The organism is Pseudomonas sp. Irchel 3F3 (assembly GCF_900187545.1).
Taxonomy (GTDB): Bacteria; Pseudomonadota; Gammaproteobacteria; order Pseudomonadales; family Pseudomonadaceae; genus Aquipseudomonas; species Aquipseudomonas fortuita.
This window is the reverse complement of sequence record NZ_FYDS01000001.1, coordinates 314,639-335,586: the sequence shown is the minus strand read 5'-3', so window position 1 is coordinate 335,586 and position 20,948 is coordinate 314,639. Positions and strand designations below refer to the sequence as shown.

At 63.2% G+C, this 20,948-nt stretch carries 14 protein-coding genes and 2 pseudogenes; 9 read left to right on the top strand and 7 right to left on the bottom strand.

Annotation, left to right across the window (positions count from 1 at the left end; genetic code table 11):
* Window positions 1-27: 27 nt before the first annotated feature.
* Window positions 28-2,544, bottom strand: coding sequence for a UvrD-helicase domain-containing protein (locus tag CKW35_RS01580; protein WP_095114860.1), 2,517 nt, complete (start codon window positions 2,542-2,544; stop codon window positions 28-30).
* A gap of 174 nt (window positions 2,545-2,718) precedes the next feature.
* On the opposite strand from CKW35_RS01580, the gene CKW35_RS01575 reads away from it, so the two are divergent.
* The 5 genes from CKW35_RS01575 to CKW35_RS01555 all read left to right on the top strand — a co-directional run bounded on the left by CKW35_RS01575 (window position 2,719) and on the right by CKW35_RS01555 (window position 10,517).
* Entirely contained in the window at window positions 2,719-3,417 is a 699-nt protein-coding gene (locus tag CKW35_RS01575) for a pirin family protein (RefSeq protein ID WP_016486065.1), read from the top strand.
* A gap of 215 nt (window positions 3,418-3,632) precedes the next feature.
* Window positions 3,633-6,404 (top strand): amino acid adenylation domain-containing protein, encoded by a 2,772-nt coding sequence (locus CKW35_RS01570; RefSeq protein ID WP_095114859.1) that lies wholly within the window; start codon window positions 3,633-3,635, stop codon window positions 6,402-6,404.
* Window positions 6,405-6,501: 97 nt separating this feature from the next.
* The gene (locus CKW35_RS01565; protein ID WP_023047927.1) at window positions 6,502-7,032 is read left to right on the top strand and encodes a sigma-70 family RNA polymerase sigma factor; all 531 of its coding nucleotides are present in this window, start codon (window positions 6,502-6,504) and stop codon (window positions 7,030-7,032) included.
* Between the two features lie 2 nt (window positions 7,033-7,034).
* The gene (locus tag CKW35_RS01560) at window positions 7,035-7,982 is read left to right on the top strand and encodes a FecR domain-containing protein (RefSeq protein ID WP_095114858.1); all 948 of its coding nucleotides are present in this window, start codon (window positions 7,035-7,037) and stop codon (window positions 7,980-7,982) included.
* A gap of 84 nt (window positions 7,983-8,066) precedes the next feature.
* Window positions 8,067-10,517 (top strand): TonB-dependent receptor, encoded by a 2,451-nt coding sequence (locus tag CKW35_RS01555; RefSeq protein ID WP_095114857.1) that lies wholly within the window; start codon window positions 8,067-8,069, stop codon window positions 10,515-10,517.
* Window positions 10,518-10,678: 161 nt separating this feature from the next.
* Here the strand turns inward: CKW35_RS01555 and CKW35_RS01550 are convergent, their stop codons facing one another.
* The 5 genes and pseudogenes from CKW35_RS01550 to CKW35_RS01530 all read right to left on the bottom strand — a co-directional run.
* Entirely contained in the window at window positions 10,679-11,164 is a 486-nt protein-coding gene (locus tag CKW35_RS01550) for an isochorismatase family cysteine hydrolase (protein ID WP_095114856.1), read from the bottom strand.
* 59 nt (window positions 11,165-11,223) lie between these two features.
* Window positions 11,224-13,710: a TonB-dependent siderophore receptor gene (locus CKW35_RS01545; protein ID WP_095114855.1), complete on the bottom strand. Its 2,487-nt coding sequence runs from the start codon at window positions 13,708-13,710 to the stop codon at window positions 11,224-11,226.
* 188 nt (window positions 13,711-13,898) lie between these two features.
* On the bottom strand, window positions 13,899-14,843 hold the full coding sequence (locus CKW35_RS01540) for a FecR domain-containing protein (protein ID WP_016486057.1): 945 nt from the start codon (window positions 14,841-14,843) through the stop codon (window positions 13,899-13,901).
* 3 nt (window positions 14,844-14,846) lie between these two features.
* Window positions 14,847-15,356: a sigma-70 family RNA polymerase sigma factor gene (locus tag CKW35_RS01535; protein WP_016486056.1), complete on the bottom strand. Its 510-nt coding sequence runs from the start codon at window positions 15,354-15,356 to the stop codon at window positions 14,847-14,849.
* A 140-nt stretch (window positions 15,357-15,496) separates the two neighbouring features.
* Window positions 15,497-15,832: pseudogene (locus CKW35_RS01530) on the bottom strand (LysR substrate-binding domain-containing protein); the annotation flags it as partial.
* Window position 15,833: 1 nt separating this feature from the next.
* Here CKW35_RS01530 and CKW35_RS01525 point away from each other — a divergent pair.
* Window positions 15,834-16,028, top strand: a pseudogene (locus CKW35_RS01525) (L(+)-tartrate dehydratase subunit beta); the annotation flags it as partial.
* Window positions 16,029-16,071: 43 nt separating this feature from the next.
* Here CKW35_RS01525 and CKW35_RS01520 read toward each other — a convergent pair.
* On the bottom strand, window positions 16,072-17,130 hold the full coding sequence (locus CKW35_RS01520) for a sigma-54-dependent Fis family transcriptional regulator (RefSeq protein WP_016486053.1): 1,059 nt from the start codon (window positions 17,128-17,130) through the stop codon (window positions 16,072-16,074).
* Between the two features lie 293 nt (window positions 17,131-17,423).
* On the opposite strand from CKW35_RS01520, the gene CKW35_RS01515 reads away from it, so the two are divergent.
* From CKW35_RS01515 to CKW35_RS01505, 3 genes are read left to right on the top strand one after another with little or no spacing between them, the layout of a single operon-like run.
* Entirely contained in the window at window positions 17,424-18,497 is a 1,074-nt protein-coding gene (locus CKW35_RS01515; RefSeq protein ID WP_095114854.1) for an ABC transporter substrate-binding protein, read from the top strand.
* Between the two features lie 11 nt (window positions 18,498-18,508).
* On the top strand, window positions 18,509-19,732 hold the full coding sequence (locus CKW35_RS01510) for a lipase family protein (protein ID WP_095114853.1): 1,224 nt from the start codon (window positions 18,509-18,511) through the stop codon (window positions 19,730-19,732).
* A gap of 12 nt (window positions 19,733-19,744) precedes the next feature.
* Window positions 19,745-20,944: an LLM class flavin-dependent oxidoreductase gene (locus CKW35_RS01505; protein WP_095114852.1), complete on the top strand. Its 1,200-nt coding sequence runs from the start codon at window positions 19,745-19,747 to the stop codon at window positions 20,942-20,944.
* Window positions 20,945-20,948: the final 4 nt, after the last annotated feature.

Sequence of the window (20,948 nt, the reverse complement as noted above, 5' to 3'; positions counted from 1 at the left end):
CAGGCCCAGGAGTGCTTAGGCTTTGGCCTACTGCCCACGCAGGTCTTCGAAAAAGGCCTGCCTGCCATCCACCTGGCTGGACGCCCGCGGGGCAGCGGCCGCATCACCATTGGCGGCCTCGACATGCCAATAGCAGTGCTGCACTGCGCGCGTCACCGCCACGTAGGCCAGGCGTTGCACTTCGTCCTTCTGCGCCGTATCGAACGGCTGGGCGTCACCGGCCTTGCCCAGACCGGCCTGGCGATACACCTGGTTCTTGTAAGGCGAGCTGGTCAGGTACTGGCAGTCGCCCAACATGAACACCGCATCGGCCTGCAAGCCCTTGGCACTGTGGTAGGTCAGCTGTCGCAGCCGGCGCTGCTCGGCCGGCAATGCTGCCTCGGCGTGCAGCACGCTTTGCAGGTGCTCGCTCATCAAGGCCCTGTCACTGCCCTTGCGGTACAGCATCATGACCGTCTCGCCCCGTTGGTAGTGCTCGATCAGCGTCTCGCCCAGGGCAGCCTCGTCACGGTCGAACACCTTGACCGGCGAGCAGGGCAAGCCGGCTGCCGGGCCGCTGGCGCGGGCTTTCTTGCCGGCAATTGCCGGGGTCCCTTTGACCAGGTGCTCAGCCGCGTCGATCACCTGCTGCTGGCAGCGGTAGTTGTCGACCAGCATCACCCGCGTGCTGGCCGGTGACGGGAAGGCTTTGCTGAACTCCATGAAATACTTGGGCGAACTGCCACGCCAGCCATAGATCGACTGCCAGTCGTCACCCACACAAAGCAGTGACGAGTGCTGTGCATGGCGCCCGGTGTGCATGGCGGGGCCACGCCGGCGGATTTCTGCAAGGCTGGCACGCAACCAGCTGACGATCTGCGGCGACACGTCCTGGAACTCATCGATCATCAGGTGAGCCAAAGGCCGCAACAACGGGTCGGGCAGCAGTTGAAGGTTTTCCGGGTTGTTCTCGCCGAACAGGGCGAACATGCGGTTGTAGCTCATCACCGGCGGCGACTGGTCCAGCAGGTGTGCCTCCAGTGCCTTCCAGTACAGCGCCAGGGCCTCGAAGAACAAGGCATCGCTGTCGCCGGAAGGAAAGCTCATTGCCGCCACCGCGTTGTTCACGTCCAGGCCAAGGTTCTCGATGAAGTTGGCCGCACCGACAAAGGCATCCAGCAACGGCGCCGGGGCCAGTTCACCCTTGACCTTGTACTCGAACCCGGGGCCGGCCACAGCATCGCCAGCCAGCGAAGCCGCCAGGCGCCGGGCCATGGCGTAGTTGTCGAGCCAGATCAGCGGCCGATCACAAAAGGCCTGCAACAGCGTGCGCTTGACCGCCCACTCGGCACGCACTGCCAGCTTGGCCCCGGGGCGCTGGTACTGCGCGCTCTCGGCAGGGTCGAAGCCCAGCACGACCAGAGGCCCTTGGCCAGCCAGGCGGCCATGCACATGGAAGCGGCTGCCCCGGATATCCACGGTTTCGCGGCAAGGCTCTATGCCCTTGATCGGCCAGGCGCCGGCGGCGAACCACAGGTCTTCGATCACGTCGCACAGTTCTTCGTCGCGCTGGGCCGCCAATTGGGTCACCTGTGCACGCTTCTGTACGTCGGGGTTGTTCGGGTCCAGTGGTTTCAGCTGCAAGGCTTCGCTGCGCAACAGGCCTACCAGCTCGGCAAAACGCGGGCTCTCGCCCAGCAAGCCGCTGTAGCACTGGTTAAGTTGCTGGCGCTGGGCATCGTTAAGGCGCAGGTCGAACGGGTTACTGTCAGCCTCGGCTTCGCGCCCGGCAGGCATCTCGTTGCCCAAGGTTTCGAATGCGCGTCCCTGGCCGAAACCCGGCAGGCTGCGCACCAGCGGCAGGATGCGTGAATGGAAGGTACGCACCAGCTCGCGCGCCTGTGCCGGCTGCAGGTTGATCTGCCACAGGGCGAACACCTGCAGCAGGCGCTTGATGAAGTCCTTGCGCGACTCGCGGGTGAACGTGACCACGGTCATCGCGTCCAGTTCGTAACCCAGATAATGGCGCAGCAGCAGAATGCGTAACACCAGCGACGTGGACTTGCCTGCCCCGGCGCCGGCCACTACACAGGTAGACGGGGTGTCACTGAAGATCAGCTTCCACTGCGCGGCGCTGGGCTGCGCCTCGGCGGGCAGGCGCTGGGCGACATCGGCCTTGAAGCGTTTCTTCAGCTCGGCCGTCAGCGGCAGGCGCCAGTCGTCGAACAGGTTGTCGTCCCGGCCGGGTACCGCAGCGGTGTCAGGGCGCGAATCGCGAATCACCAGTACCTGGCGCCCAGCCTCATAGCCCTCCAGCCGACCGCGCTCGAACCCCTCACGCACACCGTCGGCATGCCCAGTGCGCTGGCCCGTGGCGTGGCCCAGGAACCAGGAGTCACGATGCTGGGCTTGCAGGCGGGTCAGGCCACGCCCCAGCAGGCGGGCGGCCAGGCGGCGAAACCAGGGCAGTTGTGCAGGCGGCGTAAGGTCGGCGGGGGCCTGGGGTTGCTCGTGGGCCACGGTCACTCCGTTGAAAAACAAAAACAGCCGGCATGTTCGCCGCATCGACGGAAAATCGCCAGCGAATGCTTGCAGATCAGTGGATTAGGCGATGAAGCGAGTCAAACATTGCAAAAACAATATCGACCAATATGATTGTTTTGAGCCGATATTTACGCTTATTTTCGATGTTTCTTTAGCGCATCATGGCGTCATTCCACTGATTCAAGGAGCACGATCATGCTGCAACTGCGACCCTTCGAAGGCCTTGGCCACGCCAACCACGGCTGGCTCGATGCCCATCACCATTTCTCGTTCGCCGAGTACCACGACGCGCAGCGCATGCACTGGGGCAACCTGCGTGTATGGAACGACGACCTGATCGCGGCTGGCAGTGGCTTCCCGCCGCACCCGCACCGCGACATGGAAATCATCACCTATGTGCGTGAAGGCGCGATCAGCCATCAGGACAGCCTGGGTAACAAAGGCCGCACCGAGGCCGGTGACGTGCAGGTGATGAGTGCCGGTAGCGGTATCGTGCACAGCGAGTACAACCTGGAAGACGTCGACACGCGTATTTTCCAGATCTGGATTGTGCCTGAGCGCACGGGTGAAGCACCGCAGTGGGGTAGCCGGCCGTTCCCCAAAGGCGAGCGTGGCGAAGGCTTCGTCACCCTGGCCAGCGGCCGTGCCGGTGATGAAGACAGCCTGCAGATTCGTACCGATGCCCGACTGGTAGCTGCCACCTTGCGTGCAGGTGAAACCGCCGAGTATCGCTTTGAGGCCGCACGCCGGGGTTACCTGGTGCCGGCCAAGGGGCTGGTGGAAATCAATGGGCTGCGGGCCAAGGCGCGCGATGGTGTGGCGATCGAGCAGGAAGAAGTGCTGCGGGTCACCGCCGTCGAGGATAGCGAGATCGTGCTGGTGGATGTGGCCTGAAATCGCAGCGGACAGGGCTCCCACAGAGTCCCTGCCAGATCAATGAGTCATGGTTTGTTCTAGGAGAGCGGGCTTGTGGCGCGATTGGGGCGCACAGCGCACCCGACTGTCGACAAGCCTCGCCCAATCCCGCTGAACATTGGCGCCATCGGCCACCCTGCACTAGCGTTGTGCTACCAGCCAGCCCCAACGTTCATGCGGAGCCCTCACCCATCATGCCGGACCTGCGCCCGAACCCGACGCTGTGCCTGGAGTACCGTGCCGACCAGCCGATTCATTGCGCCTTCCTCGCGCAGGTCGGCCGCTGCCCGGATGCCACCGCCATCCTGGCCCGGCACACCACCTGCAGCTATGCCCAACTGGCGCAGATCAGCCAGGGCATTGCCGCCTGTCTGCTGGAACAATCTGCCAGTGGCGCCGATCGTGTGGTTATCGTCGCCAGCCGGGGCGCGGGTCTGGTGTACGCCATGCTCGGCTGCCTGCGCGCCGGCCTGGCCTTCACCGTGGCCGACGCCGCCTACCCGCCCGCGCGCATCGGGCAGATCATCCGCACACTGACGCCGGCTGTGGTCTTGCGCTGTGGCGAGGCATCCGTCGACACCGACGGCCCCCTTGTCATCACGGTGCCGGAAACCACCGCCGAGGCACTGCAAGCCTTCCCTTGCCACTGCGTCGCGCTGCCCAGTGTGAGCCCCGAGCAACCGGCTTACATCACCTTCACCTCGGGCAGCACCGGTGAACCCAAGGGTATCGTTACCCATCACGCGCCCCTGGTGCATTTCATCGACTGGCATGTGCGCCAGCATGGCTTCACCCAGGCCGACACCTTCTCTCTGCTTTCCGGTCTGGGCCATGACCCGGTGTACCGCGACGTGTTCACGCCCCTGTCAATTGGCGCAACCCTCGCCTGCCCCGCCCAGTCGACCCTGACCGACCCGGCACGGCTGGCAGGCTGGATTCACCAGCACGGCGTGAGCGTGATCCACCTCACCCCGCCGCTGGGCAAGCTGATCGAAACCGGCGCACACTTGAATGGCCAGCTACTCGAACAACTGCGCTACCTGTTCTGGGGTGGCGATGCGCTCAGCCCGGCGCTGTACCAGCACATCCGCGCCATCGCGCCCAATGCTGTCAACGTGAACTTCTATGGCACCACGGAAACGCCACAAGCCATGGCCTTCCATACCCTCGACCCTGATTCGGACAGTACCCGGGTGCCCTTGGGCAAAGGCATCGCCAATGCGCAGCTGCTGGTGGTCGACTCGACCAATCAGCTGGTCAGCGTGGGCGAAACCGGTGAAATCCTGATCCGCAGCCCCTACCTGTCGCAGGGATACTGGGGCGACCCGGCGCTGACCGAGGCCACGTTCATCGCCAACCCGTTCACCGGCGCCGCAGGCGACCGCTGTTATCGCACCGGTGACCTGGGCACCTACCTGGCCGATGGCAGCGCCAGTTTCCTGGGGCGCGCTGACAACCAGGTCAAAATCCGTGGCCATCGCATCGAGCTGGCGGAAATCGAGAACGCCATTACCCGTCACCCGCTCATCGGCCAATGCGTGGTGGTGGCCAACCGCGACAGTGCGTCGCCCCGGCTGGTTGCCTATTGCGTTGGGCAAAAACCCATACCCGCCGATGACCTGCGCCAGGCGCTCACACGCCAGTTGCCGGACTACATGGTGCCAGCGCTATTCGTGTTCCTCGACGCCCTGCCGCTCACCCCTAACGGCAAGGTGGACAAACGCGCCCTGCCTGCGCCATTTGACGACAGTGCCCACCCACCTTTGTCCCCTCTGGCCGAAAAACTGAGCTCGGCCTGGGCTCGCATTCTGCAGGTGCCACGCCTGGACGCCAGGTTGAGCTTTGTCGAACTGGGGGGCGACTCGTTGTCATTCGTGCAGGCCTCGCGGGTGCTGGAGGAGCTGATCGGCCACCTGCCGCAGCGCTGGGAAACGCTGCCGGTGTGCCAGCTGGCCGAGCTGAGTGCGCCCCCCAAAGGCGCGTTGCGGTCGATGGAAATGCCGGTGTTCGTGCGCATGCTCGCCATCATCCTGATCGTGGTCGGCCACCTGAGCGAGTTCGACCACTGGCTGATCGTCGGCGAAACGTCTGTGCTGTTCCTGGTGTCCGGCATCAGCCTGGCGCGGTTCCAGCTCAAGGCAATCGACGAACGCGGCGATGCCCGCACGCTGCTCAGGTCGCTGGCGGCCATTGTGGTGCCGACGCTGTTGTACACCGCGCTGATCCAGTTGGTGTTCGACCGGTTGCACTGGCAATCACTGCTGCTGGTGTCCAACTGGTTCCCGGCCAATGAGGTGAGCCTGTTCAATTACTGGTACATCGAAGTGCTGGTACAGATGATCGTGATCATCGGTATCGTGCTGTCGATCAGGCGCGTACGTCGGGTCGTCCTCGCCGACCCGTTCCGCTGCCTGATCATTGCAACCTGTGCGCTGGTGGCGCTGGATGTGCTGCTCAACCGCTTCGTGTTCGACGCCAGTGCGCTGCTCAACCGGGTACCGCAGCACTTCCTGGCGGTCATGGTGCTGGGCATGGCCGTGCACCATGCCGACACCACAGCGCGCAAGTGGGTAGCCAGCGCGGTGGCCGTGCTGGTGGTCGCCGAGCTGGATTTGATGGCGGTTGCCGGCGTTGGCTGGGAGGCTTTCTCGCGCTATGTCGATATCGCCCTGCCAGCAATCCTGGCCCTTATCTGGTTCCGCTCGGTGCCAGTGCCTGCCCTGGTCGCACGGGCAGGTGCGGTCATCGCATCGTCAACCTTGTTTATCTACCTGACGCATTTCCAGTTCCAGTCGCTGGCAGACCATGTTTTAAGGCACCCGTTGTTCGAGGTAGCCCTGGCACTCGCCGGAGGGGTGCTGGTGGGTTACTGCTGGAACACCCTGTTGCGTCTGCTGTTTACGCGCAGGCACAAGCAGAACCAGGCGCGTGAGGCTGATTCGGCCAGGCGTGCTACCTCTGCCTGAGCTGAATTGCCGGCACGGGATCTGTGATTGCAAACCCTGAAACACTCTGCCTAAAATGCGAACAATTAACATTTGCAAGCATTTTCAGGCGGCACGGATGAGCATCCCGGATGTAGCGTTCACTTCTCAAGTCAGCCAGCTGTACCGGGCCCAGAGCAAATGGTTGCATAACTGGCTGAAACCGCGGGTGAACTGCAGCCACCTGGCAGCAGACCTGGTCCAGGATGTGTTCGTGCGTGTCATGTCTGCCGCCGACGCCGCCGTCAAGCTCGCCGCCGTACGCGAACCTAAAGGCTACCTGGCGACCATCGCTCGCCGCCTGATGATCGATCACCTGCGCCGGGTGCACCTGGAAAGGGCCTGGCTTCAGGTGCTCGCCGAGCAACCCGAAGCACTGGACATCTCACCAGAGCAACGTTTGGCCTTGCTGCAAACCTTGTTCGAACTCGACGCCATGCTGGCTTCGCTCGGGCCCAAGGTACGTGAAGCATTTCTGCTTTCGCAGATCGACGGCATGCCCTACAAGCACATCGCCATCCAGCTGGGTGTTTCCGAAGTCAGCGTGCGCCGCTACATTGCCAAGGCCGCCGAGCACTGCATGATCTACAGCCTTGGCCATGGCCAGTGAGCATGAACCTGAACGCCGAGCAACTGGCCTCGCTACGCCAGGCCGCGCACTGGTTCAGCCAGCTCAACAGCGGTGAGGTGCAGGCCAGTGATTACTCGGCCTGGCAACTGTGGCTGAATGCAGCGCCCGTCAATGCCTGGGCCTGGCAGCAGGCCGAGCGCCTGCAAACGCGCATGGCAGCAAGCGAAAACCCGGCATCGGCACGGGTGTTGGCGCTGGCAGCGCATGACCGCAACGCCAGCCGTCGGCGGGTGGTCAAGGCAGGCTTGCTGCTGCTGGGCGGCGGCGCGCTGGGCCTGGGGGGGTACCGCGAGGTCAAGCAGTCTGCAGTGTTGGCAGACCTGCGCACCGGGGTGGGCGAACAGCGCTCGCTGATGCTGAACAATGGCACCGCGCTGATGCTCAATACCGCCTCTGCGGTCGATGTGGATGACGCGCTCGACCCTGCGCGCTTGCGCCTGCGCCAAGGTGAAGTCATGGTCACTGTGCCGGCGCGCCAGCACTGCAGGGTCAGCACCCGAAACGGCACGGTCGAAGCCGGCGAAAGCCGCTTTGCCCTGCGGCTGTTCGATGACGGCAGCAGCCTGGAGGTATTTGCCCGGCAGGCCCGTGTAACCCTGAGCTCGGGCCAGACCCTGCTGGTAAACAGTGGCGAGCGTTGTCGCTTCAATGAGCAAGGCTTCGCCGCGCTGGAACCCGTCCCCCTGGCCGCAGATGCCTGGGGCCGCGGGTTGCTGATTGCCAATGATCAGCGCCTCGACGCCTTCATCAGCAACCTTTCACGCTACCGCCCGGGCTGGCTGCGCTGCGCGCCAGCCGTGGCAGGGCTGCGTATCAGCGGCACCTACCGGCTCGACGATACCGACCAGATCCTGCGCGCGCTGACCACGTCGCTGCCGGTGCAGGTACAGGTGCGTACGCGTTTCTGGGTCACCATCACGGCGGCGTAAAAAAATGCTGGGCGCCTGATCACTTTGCCAGGGCTTATCCGACTCATAGGTATCCCGACTTTTACCTATCAGAGAAACGCGACGATGACCTGCCGCTTCAAACCCAGGCCTTTCACTGCGCCAGGCCTGCGCACCTGCCTGCTACTGACTGCACTGCTCGCGGGGCCTGGCGCTGCCAGCGCTGCGCAAGCCCATGACTACCACCTGCCACAGGGCGACCTTGGCGAAACGCTGACCCAGTTCGCTGCCGAGTCTGGCATCGTGCTGTCGTTCGACACCCACTGGACGCGCGGTAAACGTTCGCCTGCGCTTGAGGGGCGCTATGACGTCGACCAAGCCTTGCAGATCCTGCTCAGTGGCACCGGGTTGCAGGCCACCCGGGAAAGCGACGGGCGCTACTCGCTGCTGTTGAGCACCCAACAGGGGGATGTGCTTGAGTTGGCCCCCAGCCGCGTCGATGCGCTGGGGCTGGGTAACGTCACCGAGGGTACCGGCGCCTACACCACCGGCGGTTCTACCAGCGCAACCAAACTGCCACTGACCCTGCGCGAAACGCCGCAGTCGGTCAGCGTGATCACCCGCCAGGTTATCGACGACCACGGCTCGCAAGACATCGGCGACGTGCTGCGCAACACGCCCGGGGTTTCGGTCCAGGCGTACGACAGCGAACGCATGGAGTACTCCGCACGCGGGTTTGCCATTACCAACTACCAGTACGATGGCATCAATACCATTTACGACGGCGTTTACGATGAGGGCGTGACCCACGTCGACATGGCGCCCTACGACCGCATCGAAGTGATCAAGGGTGCCACCGGCCTGATGACCGGCTCTGGCGACCCCTCGGCGACGGTCAACCTGGTGCGCAAGAAGCCCACTCAAGACTTCAAGGCGTCGATCACCGCCAGCGCGGGGTCCTGGGACAACTACCGTACCGAAGGTGATATTTCGGGTTCGCTCAACGACAGCGGTAGCGTACGTGGCCGCCTGGTGGGGGCCTACCAGGACCGCAAGTCGTACCTGGACCACTACAAGCAGAAAAAGGATGTTTACTACGGCATTCTTGAAGCCGACCTGACACCCGACACCCTGCTCACCTTCGGCATCGACAACCAGACCACGACTCCGCGTGGGTCGTCGTGGACCGGTAACCCGACTTACTTTTCCGACGGCAGCCGCACCGATTTCTCGCGTTCGCACAACCCGGCGGCAGACTGGAGCCGTCGCGACTTCGAGTCAACCACGTACTTCACCTCGCTGGAGCAAGCCCTGGCCAACGACTGGAAGGTCAAGCTCAGCCTCAACCACATGATCAGCGACCATGACACGCGCCTGGCGTCTGCCAGCGGCGGCAACCCAAACCCGGCAACCGGCGAGGGCATGTTCCTGTACTGGGGGCGTTGGGAAGGTCACCGCGTGCAAAACACCGCAGACGTGAATATATCCGGCCCGTTCACCCTGTTCGGCCGTGAGAACGACCTGGTGGCAGGCTTCATGACCTCGCATTCGAAGCAGACCGGCGATACCTACGACGCCAGCGCGTTCGCCATGGTGCCCGGCTCCATCTTCGACTGGAACGGCAAACTGCCGGAGCAGAACTTCCCGAAAAACGGCGACTACACCACCACGCAAAGCCAGAATGGCGCCTATGTGGCCACCCGCCTGAGGCCGACCGACAAGCTCTCGGTCATTCTCGGCACCCGGGTCAGCACCTTCAAGTACAACGATGATCAGGACTATCACCCAACGTCTTCGTTGAGCGACACCCACGCAAGCTACAAGGAACACGGTGTGGTCACCCCCTATGCGGGCGTGGTCTATGACCTGGACGACACCTACTCGGTGTATGCCAGCTACACGTCGATCTATCAGCCACAGGTTTACAAGGACATCAACGGCGCCACCCTCGCACCCGTCGAAGGCGACGGGTATGAAGCCGGGCTGAAGGCTGCCTGGTACGACGGCAGGCTGAACGGCACCCTGGCGTTCTTCCGCATCGAGCAAGACAACGTCGCTTCCAATATCGGCACCAATCCGGTGACCAACGAAGGCATCTACAAAGCCATCGACGGCGCCACCACCAAGGGCGTCGAACTGGAGCTGGCCGGCGAACTGGCACCCGGCTGGAACGTCACCGCCGGCTACACCTACGCCCGTACCCGCGATGCCGACGACCAACGGATTTTCGGCTTCCCACTGGCAACCACCAAGCCCGAGCACGTGGTAAGGCTGTTCAATACTTACCGCCTGCCTGGCGCATTCGACCAGCTGACCGTGGGCGGTGGGCTGCGCTGGCAGAGCGGCTTCTACGGGAATATCTACAGCCCGATCGCCAACGACTATACCCGCATCAAGCAAGGCGGCTACACACTGGTGGACCTGATGGCCCGCTATCAGTACAGCGAGCATTTGAGCTTTACGGTCAATGCCAACAACGTGTTCGACAAGGTTTACCTGACCGGGCTTGGAAACTTCGATACCACGTACTACGGCGAACCACGCAACCTGATGGTCACGACCCGCTGGGACTTCTGACAGGGCGGTGAACCAGCGCCCAGCCATTGTGGGAGCGGGCTTGTCCCGCGAGGGGGACCGTGCGCTGCATGGCACCGGCTTTGCCGGTGTTCGCGGGGCAAGCCCGCTCCCACAGGACTGACAGACTAGCCTGCCTGCACGATGATCTGGCGCTGCAGGTCTTAGCGTTGTCCCGCCAGTTCGGCCAGCACTTCAGCCGAGGTCGTGACGTGGCGGAAGTGATGCTGCCACAGCTGGATCCCCAGCTTGGCCGACCGGTCCAGTGAAGACCCAACCGTCATGTCCGTCACCAGGGTGGGCGTCAGCCCCGCATCGAACAGGGCAAAGCCGGCGGCCAGCACACAGGTTTCGGTCTGCAGCCCACACACCAGCACGCGCTCCACACCCAGCTGCCTGAGGTACTCGATGGCTTCGGCGCTTTGCCCGTAGCCATGCTTGACGAACACCTGGTCGGCTTCGACCAGGCTTTCGTCCTCGGCAGCCGGGTGCCAGCCGAGCTGCCGTTCGAACGGCGTGACCTGTTCGTCGTGCAACTCGACCGAGGCAACGGTAGGGATGTTCGCTGACAACCGTCGCAAGCCATCGACCAGCCACTCGGGCGGGCTGAAGGTGGACTGGACATCGACGATGAGCAAAACCTGGCGCATAGCGTTCTCCCGCCATTGGCAAAATGGCGCGGAGTATACCGCGTGGCGCGGGGGCTTGATCACCAGTCGTAGGTCAGCTCTACCGACGCAACCCGCTCCTGTCCGTAATAGCAGCCAAACGCGTAGTTGCAGTCAGAAACGTACTCGCGATCGAAAATATTCTGAACATTCACGCTGGCCTGCAGGCCACGCAGGCTTGGGTCGAGCTTGGCCAGGTCGTAGCTGACGGTGGCGTCATACACGGCGTAGGCCGGTACTTCGAAGGTATTGGCCGAGTTACCCTTTTTGCGGCCGGTATAACGTGCCCCGGCGCCAAAGGTCAGGCCATTGAGGGTGGCCTGGGTGAAGTGGTAATCCACCCACAATGTGGCAGACACCGGGGCCTGCGCCTCATTGCGGTTGCCCTGGTCGCCATAGGTGCTTTTGGTATAGAACGAGTCGATGTAGGTGGCCGCGGCCAGTACATCGACATTCTCGATGCTGGATTTGAGCTCCAGCTCCACACCACGGGAGCGCACCTCGCCATTTTGCGTCTGGTACTGCGGGTACTCGGTATCGCCGGTCAGCATGTTCTTCTGTTTTACCTGGAACACCGACGCCGTGAACAAGGTCCCGTCGACAGGCTGATACTTCAGCCCCACCTCGTATTGCTCGCCTTCGCTTGGCTCGAACGCCTTGCCACCGCGCTCGGGCGCTGCCGTGCCCACGGTTGGCAAGAACGACTGCGAATAGCTGACATACGGCGCCAGGCCAAACTCGGTGACATAGGTAAGGCCGATGCGCCCGGTGAACTTGCTGTCGCGCTGGGAGGCAATGCTGTGCGCCAGCAGATCCTTGTTGTCCACTTCCGCCCAGTCCTGGCGCCCGCCTACCGTCAGGATCCAGTTATCCAGCTTGATCTGGTCCTGCACGTAGACCCCGGTCTGGCGCAGTGTATTGTCCCAACGGGTATCCAGCACCGGCGTTACGTTGCTGGTGGGGTAGTTGTTCTTGCCATACAGGTCGACCGGCAACACGTTGTAGGCGTTGTAACCATCGTACTTGCGCGAGAAGTGACGGTAGTCCGCGCCGGCCAGCAAGGTGTGCCGCAGTGCGCCCGTGTCAAAGGTGTACTCCAGGTTGTTATCGAGGGTGTAGGCGATGTTGTGCTGACGCCAGTCAAGCTTGACCCGGTTGGCGCGGGTGTAGTCGACCACATCACCTTCTGTCACGAAGCTGCGCAGGTAAAAGCCTTTGTAGCGGTCTCGTACGTCGGTGTAGCGCGCGGTAGATCTGAATGCCAGCTCGTCATTGAAACGGTGGCTGAAGTCATAGCCGAAGATGTACTGGTTGCGCTTGTAATCGTTGTACCGCGAGTCCCCCGAAAAGAAGTCGCGGTCGATATGCTGGCCTGTCGGGCCACGCTTGAGCGAGCCGATCATCGGCAACGTCTGATAATCGGGCAGGCCATCATCACGCTGCACTTGGGCGAGCAGCGTCAGGGACGTGTCTTCGTTTGGCGCCCAGGTCAGGCTCGGCGCCAGCAACAAGCGCTCGCTGTGCGAGTGAGCGACCATTTCGTTGCCTTTGTCGGCAACCCCGACCAGGCGATAGGTAAAGACCTTCTGCTCGTCCAGCGGGCCGCTGGTATCGAAGGCGCCGTTGACCCGGTTGTAGCTGCCAGCGCCAAGCTTCACCTGGCTACGCGGCTCGCGGGTGGGGCGCTTGGAAACCATGTTGATCAACCCACCCGGCTGGTTCTGCCCGTACAGCACCGAAGATGGGCCTTTGAGTACTTCGATACGCTCCAGCGTGTAGGGGTCGATCTGGGGTGCACCCCCGAGGCTACCGGCGTACGGCAGGTATGCGCCGTCCAGGTACAGCGGGGTCGGAGCAAACCCGCGGCTGGTGATTTCGTCAGCAATGCTGTTGCGATCGGTAAAGCCGCCGGTGGCCAGGCCCGGGGTGTAGCGCAGCGCCTGGGTCAGGTTGCGCGCGCCCTGGGCTTGTACCTGGTCGGCGGTGATCACGTTGATGGCCTGAGGGATCTCCAGGATGGGCGTGTCAGTCTTGGTCCCGGTGGCACTGCGGCTGGCAACGTAGCCATTCACGGGCCCATAGGCGGACTCCGCAGCCGCACCGGTGATGCTGGTGGTATCAAGCTGCAGGGTCGAATCGTCACCGACCATGGGCAGCAGCGAGTAGCTGCCATTGGCCTGCTTCAACACCTGCAACCGGTTACCCGCCAGCAACTGGCGCAGGCCGGCATCGGAGCTGTAGCGGCCATGCAGGCCGGGCGACTTCAGTGCCTGCACCGATGACGGCTCGAAGGACACCGTCACTCCCGCAGCCGAAGCAAATTGCGTAAGCGCCGTGGCCAGGGGGCCGGCGGCAATATCGAACGAAGTTTCAGCCTGGCTTTGGGCAATGGCAGGGCTGGTCACCATCAGCGTTGCCAATGGCGTCGCCAGCACCACACTGAACATTGCGCGATTCACGGCACGCGCCAGTCTGGTTTTGGTCGAGTTGATCAAGAGGATGCGGTTGCAATCGTTGACAGCGAGCATGCGGTTTCCTTTCGCCCTGCGGCAGTGTTTTCATTGCGCTTGGTGCGCGTCTACCTACAAGTCGAACGAGAACGACAATCGATAACCCCCCCAGGCAAAAAAATCGCCAGCCTTCAGGCCATGACACTCAATCAAGCATCCTGGGGCCGCGTTGCGGCCCTAAAATGCTCAACTACCGGCATCAGGCTTCAGGCAGCCTCGACGCGCGTCCAGTAGCGGCTGAAGCGACGAATGCGCACAGGCAGCGTGGTCGTGAGGTTTTCCAGGACGATATCGATGTCGCCCAAGTGAAACGCCCCGGACAGTCGCAACCCACCCACGGCCTCATCACAGCCCAGGTACCCGGGCCGATACCGCTGCAGTTCGCTGACAACATCGGCGAGGCGCCAGTCATCCACGATCAACATCTCGCGGGACCAGGCGTCTGCCATCGCCGCTAGCGGTGTCACGTTGCCGGTTTTCCCCGCGCTGAATTCCAGCTGTTGCCCGGCCTCTACCCGCACAGACGCCATGGCAAGTGCACTGCGCACCTCCACGGCATGCTGCAATACACAGACCCGCACAAGGTCGTTGTCGCAGCGCACGATGAAGCGCGTACCGAGTGCGCGGACGCTACCCTGCCCGGTATGCACGACGAAAGGCCGAGACAATGCATCCGAGGCGGTTTGCACCAGAATCTCTCCTTTGAGCAACTCAAGGGCCCGCCACTCGCCGTTGTAGCGAATATCAACAGCAGTGTCGGTGTTCAGGCGCAACTGGGTCCCATCGTCCAGCCGCAACGAACGCTGCTGGCCAACGCCTGTGCGCACATCGGCTGTCAACCGTGCAACGATGCCATCCTGCAACACCACCCCCCCTGTCGCGCTCCCGACCAGCAGCACTGAAAGCACCTTGAGGACCTCACGCCGCTTGGCCCTGGCACTGGTTAACGTCGGCCGTGCAATGCCGGGCGTCACCTGCGCCAGCTTGCCCTGCAAGCGTGCCAGGCGCTCCCAGGCCAGCAAGTGTTGCGGGTTACTCGACAACCAGCGCTGGTGCGCCGCTCGCAGGGTGTCATCCGCCCCGCAGCGCAGCTCGACATACCAGCGTGCGGCAGCCTCCAGTGTATCGCGGTCCAATGGTTCGGCCGCCATGGTTCAGGCCTCGGCCAGCATCAGGCAATGGGTCAGCGCCCGCACTGCATGCTTTTTGACAGTAGTGAGCGAAACATCCAGGCGCCGCGCAATTTCCACATAGCTCAAGCCATCGAGCTGGGCCATGAGGAAGATCTCGCGGGTACGCGAGCCCAGCCCGTCGAGTAGCCGATCAATTTCCAGCAGGGTCTCGATGATCAGCAGGCGCGCCTCCGGCGAAACTTCTACAGGCTCAGGCCGTGCCGCGAGGGTTTCCAGGTAGGCCTGCTCCACGGCACGCCGCCGAAACATGTCGATCATCAGGCTGCGGGCAATACTGCTCAGATAAGCCCGTGGCTGTTGCAGCTCGGCCGCCTTGCGCAGGGTCAGTACCCGCATGAACGTGTCCTGGGCCAGGTCGGCCGCATGCTCCACACACCCGAGCTTGCGGCGCAGCCACCCGCACAACCAGGCATGGTGGTCCTCGTAAAGCGTGTGCACGGCTTTTTGCAGGGAAGGGTCAGCACAGGACATGGTAGAACCGATGAGAGCGTCTTTAATAATGACTCTCATTTAACCTGAGTCTGACCGGATTTCGCAATTGCTTTGCGCAGCGGTCATGGGAAACCAAGGTCTTCGGCCAGGCCCAAGAACGCTGAGCTGACGATGCGCCATCGCAGGTGGTCAGCCAGGTTCCACTCGGCCCGCATCAGGATGCCTTGCCCATCGAGGGCCCAGTTCAGGGCGACCTCGCCATCGTTTGTGCTCAGGCTGCCGCGCACTTTCACCGACTCGCTCTGCTTGCCGCGGCTGAGCCGCCAGATGCCGAACGCGGCATCGTTCTGGCGCAACACGATGCAGTTGTGGCTGGCCAGGTCTTTTGGTGCTTCAGGGGTGCCGTGGGCCTCCAGGTAAGCGGGCGCCGCGCACAACCGGCGGCGGTTGGCAGCGATCTTGCGCGCGATCAGGCGCGAATCAGGCAGCTCACCAAAGCGAATGGCCACATCGATAGTAGAGCGTGCGGAGTGGCAGGACCTGGGCATGCCGGAGACCCTTTGGGTGAACCGTGTTCGCGAGTTCGGGCCGCTGATCATCTCCATCGATACCAAGGGCAACAACCTGTTCGAGCAGAACAAGGCCCGCTTCAACGAACGTAAAGGGGCAGTGATCGAGAAGATCATCAGCCAGGTGCGCTTCATCAAATAACCAAGCCACTTTCGGGCCGCTGTGCGGCCCCAAGACAAGCAAATCAAGCCTTCGACAGTTCGCCAATCTTCTCCAGCCGCGCCCGCACGATGTTGCGGCTGATGTTCAGCAACCGCCCTGTCTGCAACTGGTTGCCGTGGCAATACCGATACGCCGCCCTGAACACCGTCTCCTCAATATGCTCATACAAATTCGGCACGTTCTGCTCGAACAACGCCAGCAACGCGCTTTCCAGGTCAGGCGGTGCCGCGCTCGCTGCCGGCAAATACGCATGGGCCGCAGGCGCCGCCACCTGTGGCCGCATATCGACCAGGTGCAGGTCCGCCGGCGCCACCACCTGATACCGGCACACCAGCAACGCATGGTGAATGGCGTTTTCCAGCTCGCGGATGTTGCCCGGCCAGCTATGCGCCAGCAATTTGCGTTCGGCATCCGGGCTCAACGAAGCACGCTCGTAACCCAGGCGTCGGCAATGTTCCTCGATGAAGAATTCCGCCAGCGGCAGGATGTCCCCCGGCCGCTCGCGCAACGGCGGCAAGCGAATCGTCGCCACATGCAGGCGGTAGAACAGGTCTTCACGAAAGTGCCCCGCCACCACCGCATCGGCCAGGTTGACGTTGGTCGCCGCCACCAGCCGGACATTGATCGGAATCGGCGTTCGTGAACCCAGGCGCACCACTTCACGCTCCTGCAGCACCCGCAGCAACTTCACCTGCATGTTCAGCGGCAGGTCACCGATTTCATCCAGGAACAACGTGCCGCCATTAGCCGCCTCGAACCAGCCAGCCTTGTTACTGGTGGCGCCCGTAAACGCGCCTTTTTCGTGGCCAAACAGCTCGCTCTCCACCAAGGTTTCGGCAAAGGCACCGCAGTTGACTGCCACGAATGGCTCACGCCCACGGCGGCTAAGGTGGTGGATATGACGGGCGACCAGCTCCTTGCCGGTGCCGGTTTCGCCGATGATCAGAGTGTTGGCCTCGCTGGGCGCCAGGCGCTCGATGCGGCTGAGCAGTTCCTGGGAGCGCGGGTCCTTGAACACGAGCACGGTGGCACGTACCGACTTGGTCAGCTCGCGGGCATTGGGGTGGGTGATCAGCGACATAGGGGCATTCCTGGCAGTTGACGCGCAGGCCCATAGTGCATGAAACAAATTAGATCAAAAAATTATTAATTAATATTTAGATATTCGAATTAAGAATATTCAAATTTTCAGCAGCTGATTGCTGCCACAGCAGCAACCCGTCAGCACTCCCCTGCCCGCCGATCAGCAGACCTTGCCTTGCACACCTACGTGCTCATGGCTGGAGGCCCTGTAAATAGGGGGCTTGCGCCACTTCAAGGCATGCTGGCATGCATTTCGCTCCTGGCCTGTAGAACCTTTGCCTGGAGCTGCACATGAACAATCCCTGGCGTAATGCCCTCGCCCTGCTGGGCGGCCTGTTCCTTAGCCTGACTGCGCTGGCCGCCGAGCCACCGGCGGCGGTGCGCATCGCCATTGTTGCCTTCACCCAGGGTGGCGCCCCGGTGTTCGGCGGCATCCCGGGGCGGGTGATTGAAGAAGGCTGGCTGGAACAGCAACTGGCCGCCCGCGGCGTGAAACTGCAATGGACCGCCCTGCCGCATGCCGGCGCCGGGCCGCAGATCAACGAAGGCTTCAGCAACGACAGCCTGGACTTTGCCGTACGCGGCGACCTGCCCTCGGTCATCGCCGGCGCCGGCCAGGTGCCGGGCAAGCTGGTGGTACCGGGTGGCAGCGGCAACAACATCTACCTGGTAGTACCGAGCAACTCGACGGTGCGCAGCATTCAGGACCTCAAAGGCAAGCGCCTGGCTTTGCACCGCGGCCGCCCATGGGAGTTCGCCTTCAGCAATTTCCTGCAAAGCCAGGGCCTGGCACTCAGTGATTTCAAGATCGCCAACCTCAACCCGCAAGTAGGCGCGGCTGCGGTGTCCGCCGGCAAGGTCGACGCTGCCGTGCTGCTCAACGAAGCCTATGCCCTGGAAGACAAAGGCGTGGCGCGCATCCTCTGGTCGACCAAGCAAGGCGCCAACGACTGGCGGCTGGTGTCGGACCTGTGGGGCACTGACCGCTTCGTGCAGCAGCACGCCGACCTGACGCAGCTGGTGGCCACCGCCTGGGTGCGCGCCGCCTGGTGGATTTCTCAGGAGCAGAACCGCGACGCCTACTACGGGTTGTCTTCGCGCGCCGGTGTGAGCGAAAGCGTGCTGCGCCGGGACGACCAGGACGACCCGGTCGTGTGGAAGGCGCGCTGGGCACCGAAAAGCGATGCCCAGCTCAAGGCCCACTACGACGCCCTGGGCCAGTACGCCCTGGCCAACCGGCTGATCCGCACGCCCTACGACATTACCAGCGACCTGGCCACAGGCTTTACCCGCCAGGCGCTGATCGACCTGCAACTGACCCACTACTGGCCGTCCCTCGACGCCCAGATCAGCCAACAACCTTGAGAGCCTTACCCATGAAACTGCCTGCTTCGCTCGTCTTCGGCCTCAGCGCCCTGGCCCTGTCCATCGGTGCCATGGCCGCCGGAACCTACGCACCCAAACCTGATCCGCAGCAGGGCGATGGCCGTGTGTCGGCCTTCTACACCTGGAGCAAGGCCATCCCCGGCACGCCCGGTAAACTGCTGCGCAGCGAACCGCTGGACCAGGCACTCAGCCTGCCCAACGCAGCCAGCGCGCAACGCATTCTCTACACCTCGCTGGATGGTATCGACGGCAAGACCCCGATCGTGGTGTCCGGCGCACTGTTCATTCCCAAAGGCCAGGCACCGGCAGGCGGCTGGCCGGTCGCCAGCTGGGGCCACGGCACCGTCGGCGTGGCAGATATCTGCGCACCGTCCTGGGCTGGCCGCAGCTACCGCGATGTGCAATACCTCAACCGCTGGCTCGATGAGGGCTACGCCATCGTCGCCACCGACTACCAAGGCCTCGGTGTACCGGGTGGCCACCCGCTGCTGAACAACCGCATGGCCGCCTACGGCATTCTCGATGCGGCCAAGGCGGTGGTCGCCGGCGTGCCAGGGCTGGCAGACAAGGTGCTGATCATTGGCCAGTCGCAAGGCGGCGCCGGGGCCTTTGCCGCCGGTGCCTATGCGGCGACCTATGCGCCCAAGCTGGGCGTCAAGGGCAGTATCGGTACGGGGGTGATCTACACCGTGGGCTCGAAGAATGTCGGTGAACAAGACCAGGACAAGGTCGACCCGGCCCTGGCCTATGGCTTCTACACCCTGCTGGCTGCGCAGCAGTACGACCCAAGCATCGACCCGCGCGACTTCTACACCGACAAGGCCTTGCCGCTGTTCGAGCAGGCGCGCACCAGCTGCCTGTCAGCCTTGGTCAGCGACGTGGTCGGCACAGGCCTGACCCCGGCCAACGCCAAGAAAGACTACAAGGGCGACCAGCTCAAGCCATGGCTGGCGCAGGTGTCGTACCCGACCCTGAAACTGGCCCAGCCGATCTTCATCGGCACCGGCGCCGAGGACAAGACCCCCGCCGCCGCTACACAGGTGGCGCTGATGCAGGACGCCTGCAAGGCCGGCTCGGTGGTGCAGGGCCACCTTTACAAGGGCCTGGGCCACAGCGAAACGGTGAATGCCTCGCTGAAGGACTCGATCCCCTTCGCCCGCCAGGTCATCAGCGGCCAGCCGGTCACCCCCAATTGCAGCCCAAGCGTCCAGTAAGGAGGCCAACCCATGAGCATCGAATTCTTCACCCGCCTGCCCTTGCATGGCGAAACCCAGTTCCTCCCCGGCGACCCGCGCAACCGCGGCGACTGGCATGCGGGCGGGCCCAGCACCGGTGCGGTGTCGGGGTTTGCGGTGGGTGATCACTTCACCTATATCGACTACCTCGGTCAAATCACCCGCGCCGCTGAAATAAACGGCTTTGGCGGCGCACTGATGGTCAACGCCCCCACCGGCGAAGAGCCATGGACGGTGTGCTCGCTGCTGGCCCGGGAAACCCGCACGCTGAAATTCGTCACCGCGTTCCAGCCCTATCACTACACCCCGTGGGTGGCCGTGCAACAGGCCGCGACCTACCAGCGCGCCACCGGCAACCGGCTGGTGTGGAACATCATCAACGGCGGTTCCGATGCCATCCAGCGCCAAGTGGGCGACTTTGAAGACCATGACCAGCGCTACGCCCGTGCCACCGAATTCATGGACGTGGTCCGCGGCTATTGGCACAACGAGCAGTTCCACTACGAAGGCACCTACTACCGCGCCGAGGGCGGTGGCCTGCGCGGCCCGCTGAAAAAGGCCGAGCTGCCGCTGATCTGCACCGCAGGCTCGTCGGTGGCAGCGCGCGAGTTCGCCGCCAAGCACGCCGATTTCTACCTGATGCGCGCCGAGCACCCGGACGAGATCGCCGCGCTGATCGCCGACATCCGCGCCCGGGCGCTGAAGTGGGGCCGTACCGACATCCGCTTTGGCCTGTCCATCGACGTGATCGCACGCGAGACCGAAGCAGCCGCGCTGGCCGAGGCCAAGCGCTTCTTCGACGAAGGCGTGGCCAAAGGCACGGTCAAGGCCCGCGCCGCCCACGCCGGCCTGCGCACGGCGCGCAAGCTGAGCTACGAGCACGGCTACAGCGACCAGGACCAGCAGCAGGCCTTTGACGACTTCTTCATCCACCCCAATGTGTGGACCGGTTTCGGCTACATCGGCATCCCGCCGGGCTGCGCACTGGTGGGCAGCTACACCGACGTGGTGGCGCGTATCCGCGAGTATCACGGCATCGGTGTCGATCTGTTCTTCCTCGCCGGCTACCCGCACCTGGAAGAGGCCTACCGCATCGGCGAACACATCCTGCCGCACTTCCGTGCGCAGCGCGCAGCCCTTGCCCGCCCGGCAGCCGAACCCGTGCAACTGCACGCCAGCAACGGGGCCTGACGCC

Excerpts from the sequence above, each read along its gene's own strand:
- CKW35_RS01535 (WP_016486056.1), bottom strand. The coding sequence starts at position 15,356 with ATGTCCTGTGCTGACCCTTCCCTGCAAAAAGCCGTGCACACGCTTTAC.
- CKW35_RS01575 (WP_016486065.1), top strand. The coding sequence starts at position 2,719 with ATGCTGCAACTGCGACCCTTCGAAGGCCTTGGCCACGCCAACCACGGC.
- CKW35_RS01515 (WP_095114854.1), top strand. The coding sequence starts at position 17,424 with ATGAACAATCCCTGGCGTAATGCCCTCGCCCTGCTGGGCGGCCTGTTC.
- CKW35_RS01505 (WP_095114852.1), top strand. The coding sequence starts at position 19,745 with ATGAGCATCGAATTCTTCACCCGCCTGCCCTTGCATGGCGAAACCCAG.
- CKW35_RS01545 (WP_095114855.1), bottom strand. The coding sequence starts at position 13,710 with ATGCTCGCTGTCAACGATTGCAACCGCATCCTCTTGATCAACTCGACC.
- CKW35_RS01555 (WP_095114857.1), top strand. The coding sequence starts at position 8,067 with ATGACCTGCCGCTTCAAACCCAGGCCTTTCACTGCGCCAGGCCTGCGC.
- CKW35_RS01570 (WP_095114859.1), top strand. The coding sequence starts at position 3,633 with ATGCCGGACCTGCGCCCGAACCCGACGCTGTGCCTGGAGTACCGTGCC.
- CKW35_RS01510 (WP_095114853.1), top strand. The coding sequence starts at position 18,509 with ATGAAACTGCCTGCTTCGCTCGTCTTCGGCCTCAGCGCCCTGGCCCTG.
- CKW35_RS01520 (WP_016486053.1), bottom strand. The coding sequence starts at position 17,130 with ATGTCGCTGATCACCCACCCCAATGCCCGCGAGCTGACCAAGTCGGTA.
- CKW35_RS01540 (WP_016486057.1), bottom strand. The coding sequence starts at position 14,843 with ATGGCGGCCGAACCATTGGACCGCGATACACTGGAGGCTGCCGCACGC.
- CKW35_RS01550 (WP_095114856.1), bottom strand. The coding sequence starts at position 11,164 with ATGCGCCAGGTTTTGCTCATCGTCGATGTCCAGTCCACCTTCAGCCCG.
- CKW35_RS01565 (WP_023047927.1), top strand. The coding sequence starts at position 6,502 with ATGAGCATCCCGGATGTAGCGTTCACTTCTCAAGTCAGCCAGCTGTAC.
- CKW35_RS01560 (WP_095114858.1), top strand. The coding sequence starts at position 7,035 with ATGAACCTGAACGCCGAGCAACTGGCCTCGCTACGCCAGGCCGCGCAC.
- CKW35_RS01580 (WP_095114860.1), bottom strand. The coding sequence starts at position 2,544 with ATGCGGCGAACATGCCGGCTGTTTTTGTTTTTCAACGGAGTGACCGTG.